Below are 18634 nucleotides of genomic sequence, written 5' to 3'. Positions count from 1 at the left end.
TTTGCCGCAGGCAATGCTTGGCAGCGGCCCCGGAACCGCCTAAACCCTTCGCTCAAAGGAATGATGACAGCGATGAAAACACAGACCATGAACCGCGACTGGATTGCCACTGCCGAGACCCTCTCAAGCGCCCTGCCCTATCTGCAGCGCTATGACGGGGCCATTGTTGTCATCAAGCTGGGCGGCCACGCCATGGGCAGCGACGAGGCGATGGAGACCTTTGCCCGCGACATCGTGCTGATGCGCCAGGTCGGGGTAAACCCGGTGATCGTCCACGGCGGCGGACCGATGATCAATGCGATGCTGGAAAAGCTGCAGATCCAGTCGGAGTTCGTGGGCGGCAAGCGGGTCACCGATGCCGCCACCATGGAAGTGGTGGAAATGGTGCTGTCCGGCGTCGTCAACAAACGCATCGTGCAGGCGATCAACCGCCAGGGCGGCCGGGCCGTCGGCCTGTCGGGCAAGGACGCCAATCTGATCACCTGCGATCAGGCCGACCCGGATCTGGGCTTTGTCGGCGCGCCCGCCGAAATGGACCCCAAGGTGCTGCACGGGCTGTTCGAACAGAACATGATCCCGGTGATCGCCCCGATCGGCGGCGGCCGCAATGGCGAGACCTACAATATCAACGGCGACACCGCCGCCGGCGCTATCGCCAAGGCGTTGACCGCCGACCGGCTCTTGCTGCTGACCGATGTGGCCGGCGTCAAGAACGCCGACGGCGACGTGGTGACCGAGCTGACGGCGGCCGATGTCGAGGAGATGACCGCCAGCGGCGTGATCGCGGGCGGCATGATCCCCAAGACCGAAACCGCGCTGGATGCAGTCCGGGGCGGCGTGCGCGCCTGCATCATCGTTGACGGGCGGGTGCAGAATTCGGTGCTGCTGGAGCTGTTCACCGACCACGGTGCGGGGTCGATGATCCGCGCCTGACACGGGCTCAAGAGGGTTTGAGGGGCGCTGCCCAGCCGTCATTTGCACATAGCAAGCGCCGCTGCAGCCACTGACGGCTTGTATGAATTCGGGCCTGAACCTTCCCGCGCACCCGGTCCGGCCGCCCTCGGACCCGGTGCGCAAGCCTGTTGCCGCCCGTCTTCTTCAGCAGATTTTCGCCGCCCCCATCGCGGGCCGGAGGCAGGACCGGCCAGCGGGTTGCCATCGGGCCTATGCGGGGGGTGGCGCCGTTGATAAAGCGCTTGTTTCCCGCATTGGCGAAGATCGGCGTCCGTTCCCGGCAGGATCCCAATTCCCCCAAGATGGCGGAGCGGTCCGTGACCTTTGGAGGCGCAGCAGGACCGCCGCAAGGCATGCTGCAGCTGCGCGCCACCGTCTTCTTCCTGCATGAAACCGCTTACGCGTATCTGCAGCGTCAGGAAAAGATGTGGCCCAATGCGCAACGCCGGAATAGGTTGTAATCCTGCAGCGGCGTAAGCCGCAGAGATCCGAATAGCCATGAACCGCGCCCACGCGATAATCTGTTGACCGCGAGAAGATGTGAAGGATCAGCGCGCTTCACTTGTTCTGCACCCGCGCAAGACGGGCCATTTCCAGCACGGCGCAGCAAGAATGGGACTGAGATGACCAGATCAAGCGATGACATCCCGACGGCAGAAATTGACCTTGACCGTGATCGTTTCATGCGCACGCTCATCCGCGAGCTGTCCGGGACGCTCGAAGACGTCGTCGGTCTCGAAGACGCTTCGGGGTTTATCAGTATCGTTGGCACGACGATCGGCGAAAGCATCGGTCAATCTTATCGCAATGCACTGTCTGTCGAAAAACTGTCCCGAGGCCAGGTAGCCGCGGTTCTGGTCGATTTGAAACGCCGGATCGAGGGTCAGTTCTACATCATTGAGGAGAACGACGACCGCATTGTGCTCGGCAATAGGGCCTGTCCCTTCGGCGATAAGGTACTTGGCCGGCCCTCCATGTGCATGATGACGTCAAATGTCTTTGGCAGCATTGCCGCGGAAAACTTGGGATATGCAAAAGTCGAACTCCAGCGCACGATTGCGGCGGGTCATCGGGAGTGCCGGGTGGTGGTGCATCTGAAGCACGGCGCGGCGGCCGGAAGGGAGGACGGGCGTGAGTATTTTGGATCCCAAGAGTAGCATAGAAAGCGCCTTCGAGATGCTCCTGGCGTCCGACACGCGCGCATGTCTGCTCGTCAGTTCCGCAGGCATTGTCCGCGCGGCGAACCCGCCATTCAGACGGGCTTATCCCGATTTGGAACCCGGCAGCGATCTGGGAAATCTTAGCACCTCACCGGAAGCGGTCGCGAAATTTCTGTCCATGTGCGCGCGGACGCGGGGGCCTTTACCGGGCAAAATCACCCTGAAGACCGAGGCCGGAGGATCCTTGGACTGGAGCTGCCATGGCGGCGCCGCCGGTCCGGGGACAGATGGCGGTGCGCTTGTCATCCTGCGGCTTCAGCCTGCTGAACTGGGAAAATCCGCTTTCGAGCAGCTCAACCAGAAAATCAGGACGCTGAAAACGGAAATCGAATGGCGGAACCGCGCCGAGCAGGCCCGCGCCCATCTTGCGGCAATCGTGTCCTCCTCGACGGATGCGATCTACAGCAAGGATTTGGCGGACAATGTGACCAGCTGGAACGACGGCGCTGAAAACATGTTCGGTTACAGCGCCTCAGAGATCGTCGGCCAGACTGCGCTGTGCCTGGTGCCGGAGGAAAAGCGCGACGAAGAGGCGATGTTCGTGCGCCGGGTCGGATCAGGGGAAACCTTGCGAGCCGTCGAAACCTTGCGGCAGTGCAAGGATGGACGCCTGCTGCCAGTATCGGTCACGCCGTCACCGATCCGGAACGAGGCGGGCGAGATTGTCGGAATTTCCAAGATCGTGCGCGATATCTCGGTCCGCAAGAAGGTGGAGCAGTCGTTGCTGGCTGCAAATGCCAGCCTGGCACAATTGGTCAACGAGTCGCCTTTCGGCATCTTTGCTGTCGATGCGGATTTCCGGATCGCTCAGGTCAGCGTCGGGGCGCAGAAAGTGTTCGAGAACGTCCGCCCCCTGATCGGGCGCGATTTCGCCGAAGCCCTGCGGATTATCTGGCCCGAACCGGCGGCCAGCGACTTCATCGCCCATTTCCGCCACACGCTTGCGACAGGCGAAGCGTATCATGCGCCGGACACGGTGGAGAACCGGCGTGATATCGATCAAGTGGAGGCATATGATTGGAAGATCGAACGTTTGACATTGCCCGACGGCCGCCCCGGTATCGTCTGCCATTTCTACGACCTTTCGGAACGTCAGCACTTCGAAGCCGCGCTGCGCGAAAGCGAGCAGCGGTTTCGCGGGACCTTTGACAACGCGTCGGTCGGGATTGCCCACGTCGGACTGGACGGCACCTGGCTGGAGTTCAATGATCGTCTGTGTGAAATGTCGGGATACAGCCGCGCCGATCTGGCGCACCGCAGGCTGGATCAACTGCTGCACCCCGAAGACCGCCCGGCGGACCCCGGGAAAGTCGATAGCCTCCTGTCCGGGGCCATTGCCAACCTGCAATACGAAGCGCGGCATCTCTGCGCAGACGGCAGTGGCGCGTGGTGGGATGTAAGCGTTGCATTGCAACGCAACGGCGAAGGCGAAGGCGAACCGGCGTATTTGATTTACGTGATCCGGGATATCAGCGATCGCAAGGCGGCGCAGGAACACCAGAACATTCTGATGCATGAATTGTCGCATCGCTCCAAGAACCAGCTTGCTGTGGTCGGTGCCATCGCGCGGCAAACGGCGAGAACAGCCGGATCAATGCAGGATTTCCGGACCCTGCTCGAGCAACGCCTGAACGGTCTTGCGGTCTCCATCGATTTGCTGGTCAGACAGAGTTGGACCGGCGCCTCTCTCAGAGATTTGGTCGACAAGCAGCTGGAAGCCTTCGCTGGCGGCGGCGAACGGCTCGAACGTGACGGCCCTGAGGCCGTGCTCAACAGCGGCGAGGCAGAAGTGATCGGCCTTGCAATGCACGAGTTATCGACGAACTGCGTCAAATACGGGGCCTGGTCGACCCCGCAAGGCAAGGTCCATGTCGAATGGGGATTTGAAACGCATGACGCGAACAAGGTCCTGCGCCTGAGCTGGACCGAGCGCGGCGGACCACCTGTCAGCGCGCCGGAAAAAACAGGCTTTGGCCAGACGGTAATCAAAAGCTTCGTGTCACAAAAACTCGGCGCAAATGTTGACTTGGCATATGCAAAGGACGGTTTGCAGTGGACGGTGATGCTCCCGTTTGATCGCTGACCGCGCATCAGCCTCACTGACTGTTTCAACCGGCGGTGCTGTCTTTGCGGAACCAACTGACCGGATAAACCGTTGATACCCCACATCTATGCTTCATCAGGACTCGCCGGACAAATGGATCTTGAAAATCAACTCGTCTTGATCGTGGAGGATGACTTCCTGATCGCGATGGATTTGGCAGAAACGGTCCGTGAGGCGGGGGCAGAGGTTGCTGGACCGGCAGCATCGGTGAACGAAGCGTTGGATCTTCTGAGCAGCCGCCGGATTACAGTTGCAGTTCTTGACGTCAACCTGGGTAAGGAGCAGTCGCTCGCCGTTGCAGAAAGACTGACCGGTGATCAGATCCCCTTTGTTTATCACACTGGTCGGAAATCCCTGCTGGGCACCTCCAGCTGGCCAGAAGCACCGGTCATCAGCAAGCCCGCAATCCCATCAGTATTTGTTGCAATGATCGCGGACGCGGCGGCAAAGCGATCAGATCGGCTATGAAATTCCTGCCCTTGGTTGACGGATTTACACTGACTGACCGCCCAGGAGCCAACAGATCGACGCTTGGACAGCGTTGTCCGTTTCCCTGAAGGTTTTCCAACGCGGGCCGCGGCGCACCGCCGGCCATCACGCGGTGGCAGCCCGCAGCCGCCCCGGTCCCCCCCGGCCGCCGCAGGCTGCCTTAGCTTCCTGGCGCTTTATACGCCTTGGCGATGCTGCCGGCTTTCTTCTGCATGGCGGTAAATTCGTCCGAGGTGAACGCCCGCACGGTTTTCAGATTGCTGACGGCCCCGCTGGCGCCCGTCGCAAGCAAACCGGCGAGCAGGCTGGACGCGTCATCAATTGTCACCTGGATCGCAAAATCACTGTCGCCGGTGGTCAGATAGTAGCTTTCCAATGCGCCGCCTGCCGCTTCGACAATTGCGCGGGCCGCCGCCTCGCGGTCACTGGGGCTTTCAATCATCGCGTTCATGGCAGAGGACGTGTAGCAGCCGGTCACGATATATCTTGGCATTCTGGCTCTCCCTGGGGCGAAACCTGCAAGCCGCCCATAGGCCCGATGCCGCACAGTCCGGCCCGCATCCCCCCGGGGACGGATCATAGCACAGTCCGGCGTTCCGGCATATCAGCGCGCGGCCGGCAGCAGGGCTTGCTTTGTGTCTGTACATGCGCATTGCTGCATATGTGGATCATCAGGGCCGCCTCCGCCTTGCTGTCTTCCTGGCCCGGCCCGGCCGGGCTGGAACGGACCCCGCGGCGGCCGTTCCGCCGCTTCTGACCGCGCCGGCGGGAAGGCGCCGGCAGGACAGGACGGGACGTTTTTGCGCTCTGGCAAACGGGCTTACGCTGTTAGTCTCGCGCCAAGCCCCCTGACCGGATGCCGCATGTGCCCTTGACCGACCTGCCAGACCACCGCGCCCAAGCCGCGCCGTCCTATCCCGAGATCGACGCCGCCGCCCGGCAGGCCGGGCTGGCGGTCTGCGGCGCTCTGCATCCAGCCCGGCAGCCCGTCAAGGCGCTGGCCGGCGGCACATTGGTCCTGCTCGGCACCGCCGGGGCGTTCTGGCCCGCCTTCAAGACCAGCCCGGAACACAAGGACGGCGCCCCGCACCCGGTCGACCGCTGGTCTGAGCGGGTGGTCGGCGCCTTGGCGGAGGATTTGGGCGGCAAGGCCCATTTTCCCTTTGGCGGGCCGCCCTACACGCCGTTTGTCAACTGGGCGCTGGCCTCGGGGCGGTTTTTCACATCACCGTCACAGATGATGGTGCATGATCTCGCTGGAATGCTGATATCCTTGCGGGGGGCCCTTCATTTCGAACAGGAAATTGACATCCCCCCTCCGCCTTTGGCAGAATCCCCCTGCCGCAGCTGCCCCTCCCGCCCCTGTCTCAGCGCCTGCCCCGCCAGCGCATTGGCAGACGGCGGCCCCTACAATCTGGCGGCCTGCCACGACTATCTCGACACCCCAGACGGCGGCGGCTGCATGGCTGGCGGCTGTCTTGCCCGCCGGGCCTGCCCGCTCAGCCGCAACGCCGGCCGGGACCCGCAACAAACCGCGCACCACATGAGGCATTTTCACCCCCGATGACCTGCACCCTGATCCTGACCCGCCATGCCAAATCCGCCTGGGACACCAATGTTCCCAGCGACCACGCCCGTCCGCTGAACAAACGCGGGCGCCGGTCTGCCCCGGCCATAGCCGCCTGGCTGCGCGAGAACGGGCATGTGCCGGATCAGGTGATCTCATCCTCCGCGCAGCGCACCCGCGAGACCTGCGAGCTGATGGATCTGGGGGTGCCTGCGCAATTCACAGAACGGCTGTATCAAGCCAATTCGGAAATCATCTTCAAGGTGCTGAGCGAGGCCAGCCAGCCGCGCGTCATGCTGATCTGCCACAATCCCGGCATCGCTGCCTTTGCCCATTCCATTGTCTCCAGCCCGCCGGACCATGCGCGGTTTGACGACTACCCGACCGGCGCGACGCTGGTGGCGGAATTTGCGATCAGCAGCTGGCGCGAGCTGAGCTGGAGCAGCGGCAAACCGATCGATTTTGCGGTGCCGCGGGAATTGCTGGGGGAGTGAGCTTGCGGGGCCTGCGCGCGCAGGCTAGTCTGCCCGCACAAAACCAGGAGATTTTATGTCCCGTTGAATTACAGCGCCGCGGCGCCGTATGCACTGACCAAAACGCGAACGCCAGCCCTTCAGGCTGACGGCGTGATGGTGTTGCTTGACAAAACCGGACACTTGCTGCCGAAAGCGCAGCGCAACCTGGGAAACCCCTGACAATGATCAGACCCTATGAGGCTTCCGACAAGGAAGCCGTTCTTTCCATCTGGCGGGACGCCAATGCCCTCGCCCATCCGTTTCTGAGCCCGGAACGGGTGATTCAGGCCGAGACCATGATCCGCGACACCTTTCTGGACATGGCAGAGACCTGGATCAGCGCGCCGGCAGGCACGCCTGCGGGATTCATCTCGCTGCTCGGCGAAGAGGTCGGCGGCCTGTTCATCCTGCCCGCCTGGCAGGGCCGCGGGCTTGGCCGTCTGCTGCTGGACACGGCCTGCGCCTCACGCCCGCGGCTGGAACTTGACGTCTTTGCTGCAAACACGCGCGCGCAGCGGTTCTACCGCCGGTATGGCTTCACAGAAGCCCGCCGCCAGGTGAACCCGTTTTTCGGCCATGCGGAAATCCGCATGATCCTGGACCCGCGCTAGGCAATGCAGGGGGCCGGGCACTGCCCCGGCCCCCTGCGGCACCCGGCCGCATCCCGCGCGGGAGGGATCTGGAATGTCCGCCCCCGCGGGCCTAGATCTTGCCGCGGATCAAAGTTCTTCAGGATTGGAAACCGCCATGCACCGCCGTTCCCTGCTGCTCGCCGCAGCTGCCCTGCCGCTTGCCCAGCTGCCTGCCATAGCCGCGGCACAGGAGACCATCCGGATCATGAAATCGCCCAGCTGCGGCTGCTGCACCGCCTGGGCGGACCGGCTGGCCGCCGCCGGAATGGAAACTGAGGTGCGGGAGGTTCCCGATGACCAGCTGTGGCAGATGAAGGAGCAGCTGGGCATCACCCGCGAGCTGGCCTCCTGCCACACCGCGCTGGCCGGCGCCTATGTGATCGAGGGCCATGTGCCGGCCGCCGACATCCGGCGGCTTCTGGCGGAGCGCCCTGCGGCGCTGGGGCTGACGGTGCCGGGAATGCCGATCGGCTCGCCGGGAATGGAAATGGGCGATGAGCGCGAGCCGTTCGACACGCTGCTGATCACGGCGGACGGCCGCAGCGAAGTCTTTGCCAGCCACCGGTAAACAAAAAGGCCGGGCGCTGTGCCCGGCCTTTCCGATTTGCACTGCCGCCCGGCTCAGTGGCCGAGGATCTGGCTGAGGAACAGCTTGGTGCGGTCGCTCTTGGGGTTGTTGAAGAACTCCTCGGGCTCGTTCTGCTCGACGATCTGGCCCGCGTCCATAAAGATCACCCGGTTCGCCACCTGCCGGGCAAAGCCCATCTCGTGGGTGACGCAGAGCATGGTCATGCCTTCCTCGGCAAGCTCGATCATGGTGTCGAGCACCTCCTTGATCATCTCCGGGTCCAGCGCCGAAGTCGGCTCGTCGAACAGCATGATGCGCGGCATCATGCACAGGCTGCGGGCAATCGCCACCCGCTGCTGCTGGCCGCCCGACAGCTGGCCGGGGTATTTGTCCGCCTGCTCGGGGATCTTCACCTTTTCCAGGAAGTGCATCGCCCGTTCTTCGGCTTCCTTCTTGGGCGTCTTGCGGACCCAGATCGGCGCCAGCGTGCAGTTCTCAAGGATCGACAGATGCGGGAACAGGTTGAAGTGCTGGAACACCATTCCCACTTCCGAGCGGATCTTGTCGATGTTCTTGAGGTCGTTGGACAAGACGGTGCCATCGACCTCAATCCTGCCCTGCTGATGCTCTTCCAGGGCATTCAGACAGCGGATCAGGGTGGATTTCCCCGACCCCGACGGGCCGGCAATGACGATGCGCTCGCCCTGGTTCACCGTCAGGTTGATATCGCGCAGCACGTGGAAAGATCCGTACCACTTGTTCATATTGGAGATTTCGATGGCGACCTTGTCGCTCACCTGCATCTTGGAACGGTCGATTTGACGGTCGGTCATAAGTTCAGACATATGTTGAACTCCTTAACGGTGGCCAGTCTGAAGCTTGCGCTCCAGGTACATGGAATAGCGGGACATGGAGAAGCAGAAGACGAAGAACAACAGGGCGATAAAGCCGTAAAGTTCCCAGACAATGCCGTTCCAATTGGCGTCCGCGCGGATGGCGTTCGACAGGCCCAGCGGATCGAGAAGCCCGATGATCGAGACCAGCGTGGTGTCCTTGAAGACGCCGATGAAGGTCGAAACGATGCCGGGGATCGAGATCTTCAGCGCCTGCGGCATGATGATCAGCCGCTGCGCCTGCCAGTAGTCGAGACCGAGCGAATCCGCCCCCTCGTACTGGCCGCGGGGCAGCGCCGCCAGGCCGCCGCGGATCACTTCGGCCATATAGGCCGAGGCAAACAGCGTCACCATGATCAGCACCCGCAGGATGATGTCGAAGTTGGTGCCGGGCGGCATGAAGATGTTCAGCAGCGTCGACGCCACGAACAGCAGGGTGATCAGCGGCACCCCGCGGATGAACTCGATGAAGCCGACGCAGATGTATTTGACGATCATCAGGTCCGACTGGCGGCCCAGCGCCAGCACGATGCCGATCGGCAGCGAGCAGGCAATCGCCACCACGCCGATGGTCACCGACAGCATGAAGCCGCCGAACTTGCGGCTTTCCACCGCCTCGATGCCAATCGGCAGGATCGTATCCAGCGCGCCCGATACCGGCGCCGCCAGCAGCATCCACCAGATCACAGCCGCCGCAACCCCCAGGATCATCCCCAGAAGTGGGCTCAGCGCTTGCGAGGCGAATTTGTAGACCAGCCCGCCGATGACAAACCCCGCCAGCGCGGCGACCGGCATCCAGATGGTGCCGCCCCACAACAGCCAGGGGAAGATGAACGGGTAAAGCAGCGAAAAGATCAGCAGTTTCGACGGCACCCTGTCCGAGAACAGCACCGGGGCCAGCGCCACGCCCAAAAGGACAAATGCGGCAACCGGGCGCCAATACAGATGGCTCGGGTAAAAGCCGAAAATCAGCTGGATCCAGCGCTCCTTGATCACCCCCCAGCAGGCGCCATGGGCATCGCCATGGCCCGCGGCCGCCAGCGTTTCGCGGCAGTTGGACAGCGAGGTGCCGTCCCAGGTCGGCGACAAGATCCAAGGCACGATGGCGGCCAGCACAAAGTAGATCGCCGCCAGCGAGGCAATGGTCAGAATCGCGTTGAACCAGCTGGAGAACAGATTATGGCGCGCCCAGCCGATGACCCCGACCTCAGAGGCCGGCGGCGCCTGTTCCGGAAGCATGGTGTCGCGGACAAAGGCGACGGTATGGGAATGGGTACCGCTCATCTCAGCGCTCCTTCAGCTTCACGGCTTCGTTGTACCAGTTCATGACCCCGGAAATGGTCAGCGAGATCGCCAGGTACACCAGCATCAGCAAGAGAACGCATTCCAGCTCGCGCCCCGTCTGGTTCATGGTGATGCCGCCCAGGGTGCCGGTGATGTCCATATAGCCCACCGCAATCGCCAGCGACGAGTTCTTGGTCAGGTTCAGATAGTTGGAGATCAGCGGCGGGATGATCACCCGCAGCGCCTGCGGCAGAACCACCAGCGACATGATCCTGTTGGAGCGCAAGCCCAATGCCTCGGCAGCTTCGGTCTGGCCCTTGGAGATCGCCATGATTCCGGCGCGCACGATTTCCGCGATAAAGGCGGCCGTGTACAGCGACAGCGCCAGCCACAGCGCGATCAGCGAGTTGCGCAGATGGGTGCCGCCCTGGAAGTTGAAGCCCTTCAGCGCCGGGTACCCCAGGTGGAAACCCAGGGCGATCAGCAGCGCCAGCATCGGCAGCACGATGATGCCGGTGCGGATATGCCAGGTTTTCGGCCGGTCGCCGGTGGCTTCCTGAATGCGGTTGGCGCGCAGCGTCACCCGGTGGGCGCCCCACAGGCTGAGGCCCAGCACCAGCAGAACCGCAACCAGGTCCAGGCTGACGTCAAACCGCAGCGAGCCCTCGCCGAACACATGAACGTCGCCCAGCGTGCGCGAGAACAGCGGCTCGGGGATGTAGACACCGCGGTTGGTCACGGCAACGCTGTCAGCCAGGCTCATCGTGGCTTCGGGATTTTCGCCCCGGAACGCCCGTGGCGCCGGCAGGGTTTCGATCAGGATCGCCATCACAAAGACGATCCACAGCAGCACCGGCACGTTGCGGAACAGCTCGACGTAGATCGTCATAAGACGCGCCACCAGCCAGTTCGAGGACAGCCGCAGAACACCGATGATCACACCCAGAATGGTGGCGGTGATGCAGCCGAGGACGGCAACCACCAGCGTGTTCAGAAGCCCCATCAGCGCGGCCCGCAGATGGCTGTCGCGCGAGGTGTACTCCAGCAGGCGCTGGTTGATGTCATAGCCGGCCGACTCGGTGAAGAACCCAAAGTCGATGGCCTTGTCCTGCGCGGCCAGGTTGCTCAGCGTGTTGTTGATCAGCCAGGCGGCCAGCAGCATGAACCCGAACATCGCGATGACCTGGATGGTCGCCGACCGGTAGCGGGTGTCGTAAAGAAGCATCGACAGCCGGAACTGCTCCTTTGGAGGGTCAGTTAACGTTGACATATATTGTGATCCCCTGTCTCCGGTGGTCTGTCCCGGCGGGGTTGTCCCCGCTCCGCAGCGGTCCGGAGGTTGTTATTTGATAGGAAAAGGGCGCAGGAATGTCCTGCGCCCCTCCCGGTGGTGTGGTTAGCGGAACGGCGGTGCGTACAGCAGGCCGCCTTCGGTCCACTGTGCGTTCAGGCCGCGGGCCAGGCCGACCGGAGTGTCCTCGCCGATGTTCTTGGCAAAGATCTCACCGTAGTTACCCTGCGAAGCGACCGCATTCTGGGCCCAGGCGGCGTCCAGGCCGAGCATCTCGCCCAGGGTGCCTTCGCTGCCCAGCAGACGGTTGATTTCCGGGTTCTCGGTGCCGGCGGACATTTCGCTCAGATTGGCCGAGGTGATGCCCAGCTCTTCAGCCGCGATCAGCGCGTTCAGGGTCCAGCGGACCACATCGCCCCATTCGTTGTCGCCGTGGCGGACCAGCGGGCCCAGCGGCTCTTTGGAGATGATTTCCGGCAGCAGCACATGCGCGCCCGGATCATCAAAGGTGGCACGGGTCGCCGCCAGGCCGGAGGCGTCGGTGGTGTAAACGTCGCAGGCACCGGCCAGGTACTGCTGCTGCGCTTCGGCATTGGTTTCGATCGGAACCGGCTCGTAGGAGATGTTGTTGGACCGGAAGAAGTCCGCCAGGTTCAGCTCGGTTGTGGTGCCGGTCTGGATACAGACTGTGGCGCCGTCCAACTCCTTGGCCGAGGACACGCCCAGCTCTTTCGGGACCATGAAGCCCTGGCCGTCATAATAGTTGACGCCGACGAATTCGAACTTCAGGTCGACATCGCGGCTGAAGGTCCAGGTGGTGTTGCGGGCCAGCATGTCGATCTCGCCGGAGGCCAGCGCGGTGAAGCGGGTTTTGCCGGTGGTCGGCACGAATTCAACGGCTTTCGAGTCGCCCAGAACGGCTGCAGCCACAGCCCGGCACACGGCAACGTCGAACCCTTCCCATTCCCCGTTCGCATTCGGAGCCGCAAAGCCGACCAGGCCGACGGTAACGCCGCAGTTCAGCTTGCCGCGCGCCTTCACATCGTCGAGTGTTCCGGCGGATGCTGCACCCGCCGCAAGACCGGCAAAAGCCATTGCGCCCAAAATTACGGATTTTTTCATATTTACCTCTTCCTGATAGCCCGCCATTCAGCGGCATAGTCCGCCATTCAGCGGTTCTTATTGACCAGCGATCCCCCGCCGGAATTGAGACTGAAGAAGGGTTTAGCCCTTTTTCGCGCTTAAGTGTGGGCGCATTCATCAACAAACGTCAAGGGTGGGATCAGGAATTTCGATTTGCGGCATCCGCACAGAATTGCCCGTGAGTAAATTTATTTACGTCACACGGGTCAATTCGGTAATTTTCGGTTCTTTCAGGAGAAATCGTAGAACCGCTTGGCGTGCAGGAATTCCTGCCGCTTCACTTCCGCCGCAGCCTGGGCATCCTCGTCGGCTCCCCACTGCTCTTCCTGCCAGCGCTCGTCCAGGCGCGACAGCAGCCACAGCTCATCGGCGCTGCGCCAGCCCTGCGCGGTGGCAAAGCCCAGGATCAAAGAGCCGGAAATCCCTACCAAATCATGGAAAGCCGCCAGCTGGAACGCTGTCAACGCATGCACCTGTTCCGCCAGCGCGGCCAGCGCCGCGGCCTGCTGCGGCTGATGCAGAATACCGGTGCGCGGCTGCAGCCGCACGCCCAGCGCCTCCGCCGCCCAGTCCAGCGCCGGGTCCCATTCCTGCGCTTGACGCAACGTCAGCTCAACCGGCGCGTCGGCGCGGTAGCACAACAGGTCGGAATCGCCGTATTCGGCCAGCATGGCGGCCACTTCGCTGTGCTGATGTGTCACCTTGTCAATCGCAGCGTTGGCAGAACGGGTGCAGGGCATGGTTCCGGGATCAACTGATTCGGTCTGCGCATCCCATTCTGCAGCGATGGCGTCGCCCATGGCCCGGGTCGGCACCGCCAGCGGCGCCTTGGCCGGCGTTTTCACCCGGCGCCCGTCCAGCTCCACCGCAAACCCGTCTTCGGTCTGCACAACCGAAACCTCTTTCCAGAACCGCTTCTGTGCCCAGCCGCTCATCTCTTATGCCTTCCAAATCTCTGCCAGCAGCGGGCGCAGCTCCGCGAAATCGCGGATCAGGTAATCGGCGCCCAATGTCTCTGCCGGGTGGTATCCCCAGGGCACCGCTATGGTGGTGACCCCGGCTGCCTTGCCCATCTCAATGTCAAACCGCGTGTCGCCGATCATCACGGTGCTGCCGCGCTCCACCCCGGTTTCCGCCATCGCCGCCAGCACCATCGAAGGATGCGGCTTTGACGGATGGTGATCGGCCACCTGCCGGGTCACGAAACACTCCAGCCCATGCGCCGCAATCAGCGCCTCGACGCCGCGCTGCGATTTGCCGGTGGCCACCCCCAGCAGGTATTCCGGCACCGCATTCAGTTCCGCCAAAGCCTCAAGGGCACCGGGATAAAGCGGCGAATGCCCCGCCCCTGCAGCCTCGCGGGCCAGCCTGTAGGAGGATTTGTATCCGTCCACCAGCGCGTCAACCGTGGCGGCATCCTGATCCGGCGCCAGCTCTTTCATCGCCAGCGGCAGCGACAGGCCGACAATCGACAGGATCGCCTCGCGCGGCGGCACCGGCAGGGCGGCACCGTCAAAGGCGTCCGCCATGGCGCCGGTGATCGCGCCCTGGCTGTCGGCCAGGGTGCCATCCACGTCAAACAGGATCAGCCGCAGCGGTGAACTCACTTCAGGTCCTCAAACGGGTCATCCGCCGCCAGATCCTCGGTCCAGCCGAAGGTGTCCCAGCTCTCTTTCATATGGTCCGGCAAAGGCGCCACAACCGAGACATTCCTGTGGGTCACCGGGTGTTCAAACACCATCCGGCGGGCGTGCAGATGCAGCTTCTTCGAGATCACCCCGCCAAACTGCGCGCCCCAGCCGTCGCCCAGGTTCTCCTGGCCGGAACCGCCGTATTTGCCATCGCCGGCAATCGGATGGCCCATGCCCGACATATGCGCCCGCAGCTGGTGGGTGCGGCCGGTGACCGGCTCCATCGCCACCCAGGCGGCGCGGGAGGCCACCCGGTACAGCGTGGCATAAAGCGTATGCGCCCGCTTGGCGCCCGGCGTGTCATCGATGTCCTGCGGATGCACGTTGATCATCTTCTCGCCTTCACCGCTCTTGCCGTGGCCCGGTGCCTTCACCAGCCCGTTCTTGATCTCGCCAAGATAGGGCGTCGGCACGCCGGCCACCAACGCCCAGTAGATCTTGCGGGTGTTCTTGTGGCGGAAAGCGGCTGTCAGCCCCTGCGCCGCCTTGCGGTTGCGCGCCAGCACCAGCACACCGGAGGTATCCTTGTCGATCCGATGCACCAGCTTGGGCTTGTCCTCCAGCCCGAACTTCAGCGCCTCGGCCAGACCATCCACATGTTTGGTGGTGCCGGAGCCGCCCTGCACCGCCAGCCCGGCGGGCTTGTTCAGCACGATGACATCGTCGTCGCGGTAGATCACACACGCCTGGATCATCCTGGCATCCGCCTCCGAGATCCGCATCTCCCGCGGGGCGGCAGGTTTCAGGTCGCTGTCCGCCAGCGGCGGCACCCGCACCACCTGGCCTGTTTCGACGCGGGTATTGGCCTTCACCCGGCCGCCGTCCAGCCGCAGCTCGCCCTTGCGGCACATCTTTTCGATCCGCCCCTGGTTCACATGCGGAAACAGCCGCCGCAGCCAGCGGTCGATGCGCTGGCCGCCATCGTCTTCGCTGACGGTAATCATCTGAACGCCGCTCATGCGAACACTCCTCTTGCGGCCATCAGGCCCAGAAACAAACCGCCCACGGACAATCCGACGGACAGAACAACATACAGCGCCGCCTGCCCGAAGGCGCCGCGCTCGATCAGGTTGGCGGTCTCCAGCGAGAACGCCGAAAAGGTGGTGAACCCGCCCAAAAGCCCGGTCATCACCAAGGGGCTCAGGTGGGTCAGACCGCGCATCGCCGCCGCCACCACAAACACCCCCATCAGGAAGGAGCCGATCACATTCACCGTTATCACCGCCACCGGGAAATCGTGATGGCCGAAAAGCCGGATCACTCCCAGCCCGGCCAGATAGCGGCACACCGCCCCGATTGCACCGCCAAGGGCCACCATGGAAACCGAAGACATCATCCCCGTCCTGTCGCCGGCACAGGCAAGGATGTCAAGTTTTGCCCGCATTGCACTGCGCGCAGGGCCGCCCGCCCTTTCATCTTTCCCCAGGGCTCCGCCCGTTCGTGACTGAACCCGTCCCCCGGACGGTTTCCGGGACGTCACTCCCCCCCGCCCAAGGCCGCGGCTTTCCCAGGGAAAGCCGCTTCACTTGTTCCGCTTCAGCCGCAGATTGGCGAAATAATCCGTGCGCCGCTTCAGCTCGCGCTCGAACCCGCGCTCCACCGGCTGATACAGCACCGGGCGCTTGACCCCGTCGGGAAAGTAGTTCTGGCCGGAAAACCCGTCTTCGGCGTCGTGGTCATAGGCATAGCCGTCGCCGTAGCCCTGCTCGGACATCAGCTTGGTCGGCGCATTCAGGATATGCTTGGGCGGCGGCGCGCTGCCGGTGGTCTTGGCCAGCCGCCGCGCCGCCTTGATGCCCACATAGACCGCGTTGGATTTCGGCGCCAGCGCCAGATAAACTGCGGCATTGGCCAGCGCCAGCTCGCCCTCCGGGCTGCCGAGGCGCTCATAGGTCTGCCAGGCATTGAGGCAGACGGTATTGGCCTGCGGGTCGGCCATGCCGATGTCTTCGGTCGACATCATCGTCAGCCGCCGCGCCAGAAACCGCGGGTCTTCGCCGCCCTCCAGCATCCGTGCCAGCCAGTAAAGTGCCGCATCCGGGTCGGAGCCGCGGATCGACTTGTGCAGCGCCGAGATCAGGTTGTAATGCTCATCCCCGGATTTGTCGAACTTGGCGGCGCGCCGCATCAGCCGGCTGGCCAGCGCCTCGCGCCCCAAGGGCGCCGCCACTTTCCAGGCCGCAACCTGTTCGATCAGATTGAGCAGCGCCCGGCCGTCGCCATCCGCCATCTCGTGCAGCGCATCGCGGGCATCGCCACTCAGCGGCAGCGCGCGGCCCAGTTCCTTCTCAGCACGCTGCGTGAGGCGCTCCAGATCGGCCAGCGACAACCGCTCCAGCACCAGCACCTGGCTGCGCGACAGCACCGCGGCATTCAGCTCGAACGAGGGATTCTCGGTCGTCGCCCCGACCAAGAGGATGGTGCCATCCTCCATATGCGGCAGGAAGCCGTCCTGCTGGGCCTTGTTGAAACGGTGGATCTCGTCGACGAACAGCAGCGTCCCCTGGCCGTTCTGGCGGCGGATCTTTGCGGCCTCGAACACCTTGCGCAGTTCCGGCACCCCGGTGAAGATCGCCGAGATCTGCACAAAATGCAGGTCGGTCTCCTGCGCCAGCAGCCGCGCGATGGTGGTCTTGCCCACCCCCGGCGGCCCCCAGAAGATCAACGAGGAAAGTGAGCCGGAGGCCAGCATCACCCCCAGCGGCGCCTCCGGCCCCAGCACCTGTTGCTGGCCGATCACCTCCGCCAGCGACTGCGGCCGCAGCCGGTCGGCCAGCGGCCGGTTCACACTGGGCTGCTGCGGATCGCCGTCCGCGGATGCGGGGCTGCCGAACAGATCCGCCATCAGAGCCGGAACCGCAAGGAGACGTGGCGGCCGCGGCGCTGCAGATCCATCTGGACCCAGCGGGTGCTGCCGGCCAGAATGGCATAAACATCACCGGTGCTGGCCACTGCCTGGCCGTTGACTGCCAGCAGCTGGTCGCCGGCCTGAACCCCGCCCCGCCCGGCATAGGGGCCGGGATCGGTGACCACCACCCCCTCGGCCGACAATGGCAGCCCGAGCCGGCTGATCACTTGCGGGTTGATCCGGGCCACGGTCAGCCCCGGCAGCGCGGTGTTTTCATCCAGCTGCACCGGGTTGGCGGGCGGCTGGTCCGGCGCGGTGATCATCGGCACCGCGACCACTTCGCGCTCTGCCCCGCGCAGGCGGGTGATTTCAGCGGAGCCGCCGAGACCGGAGACCGACATGCGGAACACCATCTCGGAGGGCGAGTTCACCACCTCGCCGTCGACATGGGTGATCACGTCGCCGACCCGGAATCCCGCCTTGGCAAAGGGGCTTTCACGATGCAGGTCGGAGATCACCATGCCCTCCGGCAGCTCCATCGCCAAGGAGGCCGCCAGGTCCGCATCCACCGGCTGCCCGGCCATGCCGGCCCAGGGGCGCTGGAACTCTTCGCTGCCCTCGCGGGCCTGATTGACGAACTCCCGCACCAGATTGGCGGGGATCGCAAAGCCGATGCCGTTGGAGCCGCCGGAGCGGGACAGGATCCGGGTGTTGATGCCGATCAGGCCGCCGTTCACGTCGATCAGCGCACCGCCCGAGTTGCCCGGATTGATCGGCGCGTCGGTCTGGATGTAATAGCCAAAGCCGTCGCCCGCCCCCATGCCGGTGCGCGCCAGGCCGGAAATGATGCCGCTGCTGACGGTCTGGCCGACCCCGAACGGGTTGCCGATCGCCAGCGCCAGCTCGCCGACCTCGACCTCGTCGCTGTTGCGCAGCTCCAGATGCGGCAGGCCCTCGGCGTCTTCCAGCTGCAGGATCGCCAGGTCGCTGGCCTTGTCGCCCAGGATCACCCGCGCATTGTATTCGCGCCGGTCAGAGGTCACCACGCGGATTTCGGTGGCGCTGCCGACGACGTGGTAATTGGACACCACGATGCCGTCGCCCGACAGGATCACCCCCGAGCCAAGCGAGTTTTCCACCCGCGGCTGCGGCGTGGAAAAGCCGCGGAACAGGTCGTCGAAAAACGGATCGTTCATGAACGGCGAACGGCGGCGCTGCTGCACCTGGCGCACCACCTTGGCGTAGATGTTGACCACCGCCGGCGCGGCCTCTTTGACCAGCGGCGCAAAGCCCAGGCTGATCTCGGCCTGGGTCTGCGGCACCCGGGTTTCGGCCGCGGCCGGCAGGGCAAGAACAATGGCAAGGGCGGTCAAGGCTGGGCGGATCATGCGGGCTCCAACAGTTGCTGTGCGAAGGATATGCGGAGAGAACGCCG

At 63.8% G+C, this 18634-nt stretch carries 19 protein-coding genes; 8 read left to right on the top strand and 11 right to left on the bottom strand.

Annotated elements, in window-relative coordinates:
• The first annotated feature begins 72 nt into the window (after nt 1–72).
• The 4 genes from argB (at nt 73) to AC0KW6_RS04810 (ending at nt 4746) form a co-directional block, all read left to right on the top strand.
• Nucleotides 73–933 carry an acetylglutamate kinase gene (gene argB, locus AC0KW6_RS04825; RefSeq protein ID WP_323775779.1) on the top strand — a complete coding sequence of 287 codons (861 nt, stop codon included), beginning with the start codon at nt 73–75 and terminating at the stop codon, nt 931–933.
• Between the two features lie 644 nt (nt 934–1577).
• Nucleotides 1578–2111 (top strand): methanogen output domain 1-containing protein, encoded by a 534-nt coding sequence (locus AC0KW6_RS04820; RefSeq protein WP_474034255.1) that lies wholly within the window; start codon nt 1578–1580, stop codon nt 2109–2111.
• Complete coding sequence (locus AC0KW6_RS04815; protein WP_474034254.1) at nt 2086–4257, top strand: PAS domain S-box protein; 2172 nt, start codon at nt 2086–2088, stop codon at nt 4255–4257. The genes AC0KW6_RS04820 and AC0KW6_RS04815 overlap by 26 nt, the downstream gene beginning before the upstream one ends.
• A gap of 114 nt (nt 4258–4371) precedes the next feature.
• Nucleotides 4372–4746, top strand: coding sequence for a response regulator (locus AC0KW6_RS04810; protein WP_323775781.1), 375 nt, complete (start codon nt 4372–4374; stop codon nt 4744–4746).
• Between the two features lie 181 nt (nt 4747–4927).
• Here AC0KW6_RS04810 and AC0KW6_RS04805 read toward each other — a convergent pair whose 3' ends face one another.
• Nucleotides 4928–5260 (bottom strand): GYD domain-containing protein, encoded by a 333-nt coding sequence (locus AC0KW6_RS04805; protein WP_323775782.1) that lies wholly within the window; start codon nt 5258–5260, stop codon nt 4928–4930.
• 363 nt (nt 5261–5623) lie between these two features.
• Between AC0KW6_RS04805 and AC0KW6_RS04800 the strand changes: the two genes are divergently transcribed.
• The 4 genes from AC0KW6_RS04800 (at nt 5624) to AC0KW6_RS04785 (ending at nt 8049) form a co-directional block, all read left to right on the top strand.
• Nucleotides 5624–6334 carry a ferredoxin gene (locus tag AC0KW6_RS04800; protein ID WP_474034253.1) on the top strand — a complete coding sequence of 237 codons (711 nt, stop codon included), beginning with the start codon at nt 5624–5626 and terminating at the stop codon, nt 6332–6334.
• Entirely contained in the window at nt 6331–6828 is a 498-nt protein-coding gene (locus AC0KW6_RS04795) for a SixA phosphatase family protein (RefSeq protein WP_474034252.1), read from the top strand. The genes AC0KW6_RS04800 and AC0KW6_RS04795 overlap by 4 nt, the downstream gene beginning before the upstream one ends.
• 203 nt (nt 6829–7031) lie before the next feature.
• Nucleotides 7032–7460, top strand: a complete 429-nt coding sequence (locus tag AC0KW6_RS04790; protein ID WP_474034251.1) for a GNAT family N-acetyltransferase — start codon at nt 7032–7034, stop codon at nt 7458–7460.
• 136 nt (nt 7461–7596) lie between these two features.
• Nucleotides 7597–8049 (top strand): DUF411 domain-containing protein, encoded by a 453-nt coding sequence (locus tag AC0KW6_RS04785; protein WP_474034250.1) that lies wholly within the window; start codon nt 7597–7599, stop codon nt 8047–8049.
• Between the two features lie 53 nt (nt 8050–8102).
• On the opposite strand, the gene AC0KW6_RS04780 is transcribed toward AC0KW6_RS04785, so the two are convergent.
• The 10 genes from AC0KW6_RS04780 to AC0KW6_RS04735 all read right to left on the bottom strand — a co-directional run bounded on the left by AC0KW6_RS04780 (nt 8103) and on the right by AC0KW6_RS04735 (nt 18587).
• On the bottom strand, nt 8103–8894 hold the full coding sequence (locus AC0KW6_RS04780; RefSeq protein WP_323775787.1) for an amino acid ABC transporter ATP-binding protein: 792 nt from the start codon (nt 8892–8894) through the stop codon (nt 8103–8105).
• 12 nt (nt 8895–8906) lie between these two features.
• Nucleotides 8907–10226 carry an amino acid ABC transporter permease gene (locus AC0KW6_RS04775; RefSeq protein ID WP_323775788.1) on the bottom strand — a complete coding sequence of 440 codons (1320 nt, stop codon included), beginning with the start codon at nt 10224–10226 and terminating at the stop codon, nt 8907–8909.
• 1 nt (nt 10227) lies between these two features.
• The gene (locus AC0KW6_RS04770) at nt 10228–11496 is read right to left on the bottom strand and encodes an amino acid ABC transporter permease (protein ID WP_323775789.1); all 1269 of its coding nucleotides are present in this window, start codon (nt 11494–11496) and stop codon (nt 10228–10230) included.
• Between the two features lie 126 nt (nt 11497–11622).
• Nucleotides 11623–12639, bottom strand: coding sequence for an amino acid ABC transporter substrate-binding protein (locus tag AC0KW6_RS04765; RefSeq protein WP_323775790.1), 1017 nt, complete (start codon nt 12637–12639; stop codon nt 11623–11625).
• 251 nt (nt 12640–12890) lie between these two features.
• The gene (locus AC0KW6_RS04760) at nt 12891–13595 is read right to left on the bottom strand and encodes an ATP12 family chaperone protein (protein WP_323775791.1); all 705 of its coding nucleotides are present in this window, start codon (nt 13593–13595) and stop codon (nt 12891–12893) included.
• A 3-nt stretch (nt 13596–13598) separates the two neighbouring features.
• Nucleotides 13599–14267 (bottom strand): HAD-IA family hydrolase, encoded by a 669-nt coding sequence (locus AC0KW6_RS04755; protein WP_474034248.1) that lies wholly within the window; start codon nt 14265–14267, stop codon nt 13599–13601.
• The gene (locus AC0KW6_RS04750) at nt 14264–15310 is read right to left on the bottom strand and encodes an RluA family pseudouridine synthase (protein ID WP_323775793.1); all 1047 of its coding nucleotides are present in this window, start codon (nt 15308–15310) and stop codon (nt 14264–14266) included. Before AC0KW6_RS04750 ends, AC0KW6_RS04755 begins: the two co-directional genes overlap by 4 nt.
• Nucleotides 15307–15687 carry a fluoride efflux transporter CrcB gene (gene crcB / locus AC0KW6_RS04745; protein ID WP_323775794.1) on the bottom strand — a complete coding sequence of 127 codons (381 nt, stop codon included), beginning with the start codon at nt 15685–15687 and terminating at the stop codon, nt 15307–15309. The genes AC0KW6_RS04750 and crcB overlap by 4 nt, the downstream gene beginning before the upstream one ends.
• 186 nt (nt 15688–15873) lie before the next feature.
• Complete coding sequence (locus AC0KW6_RS04740; RefSeq protein WP_474034247.1) at nt 15874–17196, bottom strand: replication-associated recombination protein A; 1323 nt, start codon at nt 17194–17196, stop codon at nt 15874–15876.
• Nucleotides 17196–18587, bottom strand: a complete 1392-nt coding sequence (locus AC0KW6_RS04735; RefSeq protein WP_474034246.1) for a trypsin-like peptidase domain-containing protein — start codon at nt 18585–18587, stop codon at nt 17196–17198. Before AC0KW6_RS04735 ends, AC0KW6_RS04740 begins: the two co-directional genes overlap by 1 nt.
• Between the last annotated feature and the right edge of the window lie 47 nt (nt 18588–18634).

It is taken from the genome of Leisingera sp. SA215 (assembly GCF_055902035.1).
Note: the sequence above shows the minus strand (reverse complement) of the source record. Positions and strands in the feature narration are given on the sequence as shown.

Bases quoted from the DNA above. Each gene is read 5' to 3' on its own strand.
- argB (WP_323775779.1), top strand. From the start codon at position 73: ATGAAAACACAGACCATGAACCGCGACTGGATTGCCACTGCCGAGACC.
- AC0KW6_RS04820 (WP_474034255.1), top strand. From the start codon at position 1,578: ATGACCAGATCAAGCGATGACATCCCGACGGCAGAAATTGACCTTGAC.
- AC0KW6_RS04810 (WP_323775781.1), top strand. From the start codon at position 4,372: ATGGATCTTGAAAATCAACTCGTCTTGATCGTGGAGGATGACTTCCTG.
- AC0KW6_RS04805 (WP_323775782.1), bottom strand. From the start codon at position 5,260: ATGCCAAGATATATCGTGACCGGCTGCTACACGTCCTCTGCCATGAAC.
- AC0KW6_RS04800 (WP_474034253.1), top strand. From the start codon at position 5,624: ATGCCGCATGTGCCCTTGACCGACCTGCCAGACCACCGCGCCCAAGCC.
- AC0KW6_RS04795 (WP_474034252.1), top strand. From the start codon at position 6,331: ATGACCTGCACCCTGATCCTGACCCGCCATGCCAAATCCGCCTGGGAC.
- AC0KW6_RS04790 (WP_474034251.1), top strand. From the start codon at position 7,032: ATGATCAGACCCTATGAGGCTTCCGACAAGGAAGCCGTTCTTTCCATC.
- AC0KW6_RS04785 (WP_474034250.1), top strand. From the start codon at position 7,597: ATGCACCGCCGTTCCCTGCTGCTCGCCGCAGCTGCCCTGCCGCTTGCC.
- AC0KW6_RS04780 (WP_323775787.1), bottom strand. From the start codon at position 8,894: ATGTCTGAACTTATGACCGACCGTCAAATCGACCGTTCCAAGATGCAG.
- AC0KW6_RS04775 (WP_323775788.1), bottom strand. From the start codon at position 10,226: ATGAGCGGTACCCATTCCCATACCGTCGCCTTTGTCCGCGACACCATG.
- AC0KW6_RS04770 (WP_323775789.1), bottom strand. From the start codon at position 11,496: ATGTCAACGTTAACTGACCCTCCAAAGGAGCAGTTCCGGCTGTCGATG.
- AC0KW6_RS04765 (WP_323775790.1), bottom strand. From the start codon at position 12,639: ATGAAAAAATCCGTAATTTTGGGCGCAATGGCTTTTGCCGGTCTTGCG.
- AC0KW6_RS04760 (WP_323775791.1), bottom strand. From the start codon at position 13,595: ATGAGCGGCTGGGCACAGAAGCGGTTCTGGAAAGAGGTTTCGGTTGTG.
- AC0KW6_RS04750 (WP_323775793.1), bottom strand. From the start codon at position 15,310: ATGAGCGGCGTTCAGATGATTACCGTCAGCGAAGACGATGGCGGCCAG.
- crcB (WP_323775794.1), bottom strand. From the start codon at position 15,687: ATGATGTCTTCGGTTTCCATGGTGGCCCTTGGCGGTGCAATCGGGGCG.
- AC0KW6_RS04740 (WP_474034247.1), bottom strand. From the start codon at position 17,196: ATGGCGGATCTGTTCGGCAGCCCCGCATCCGCGGACGGCGATCCGCAG.
- AC0KW6_RS04735 (WP_474034246.1), bottom strand. From the start codon at position 18,587: ATGATCCGCCCAGCCTTGACCGCCCTTGCCATTGTTCTTGCCCTGCCG.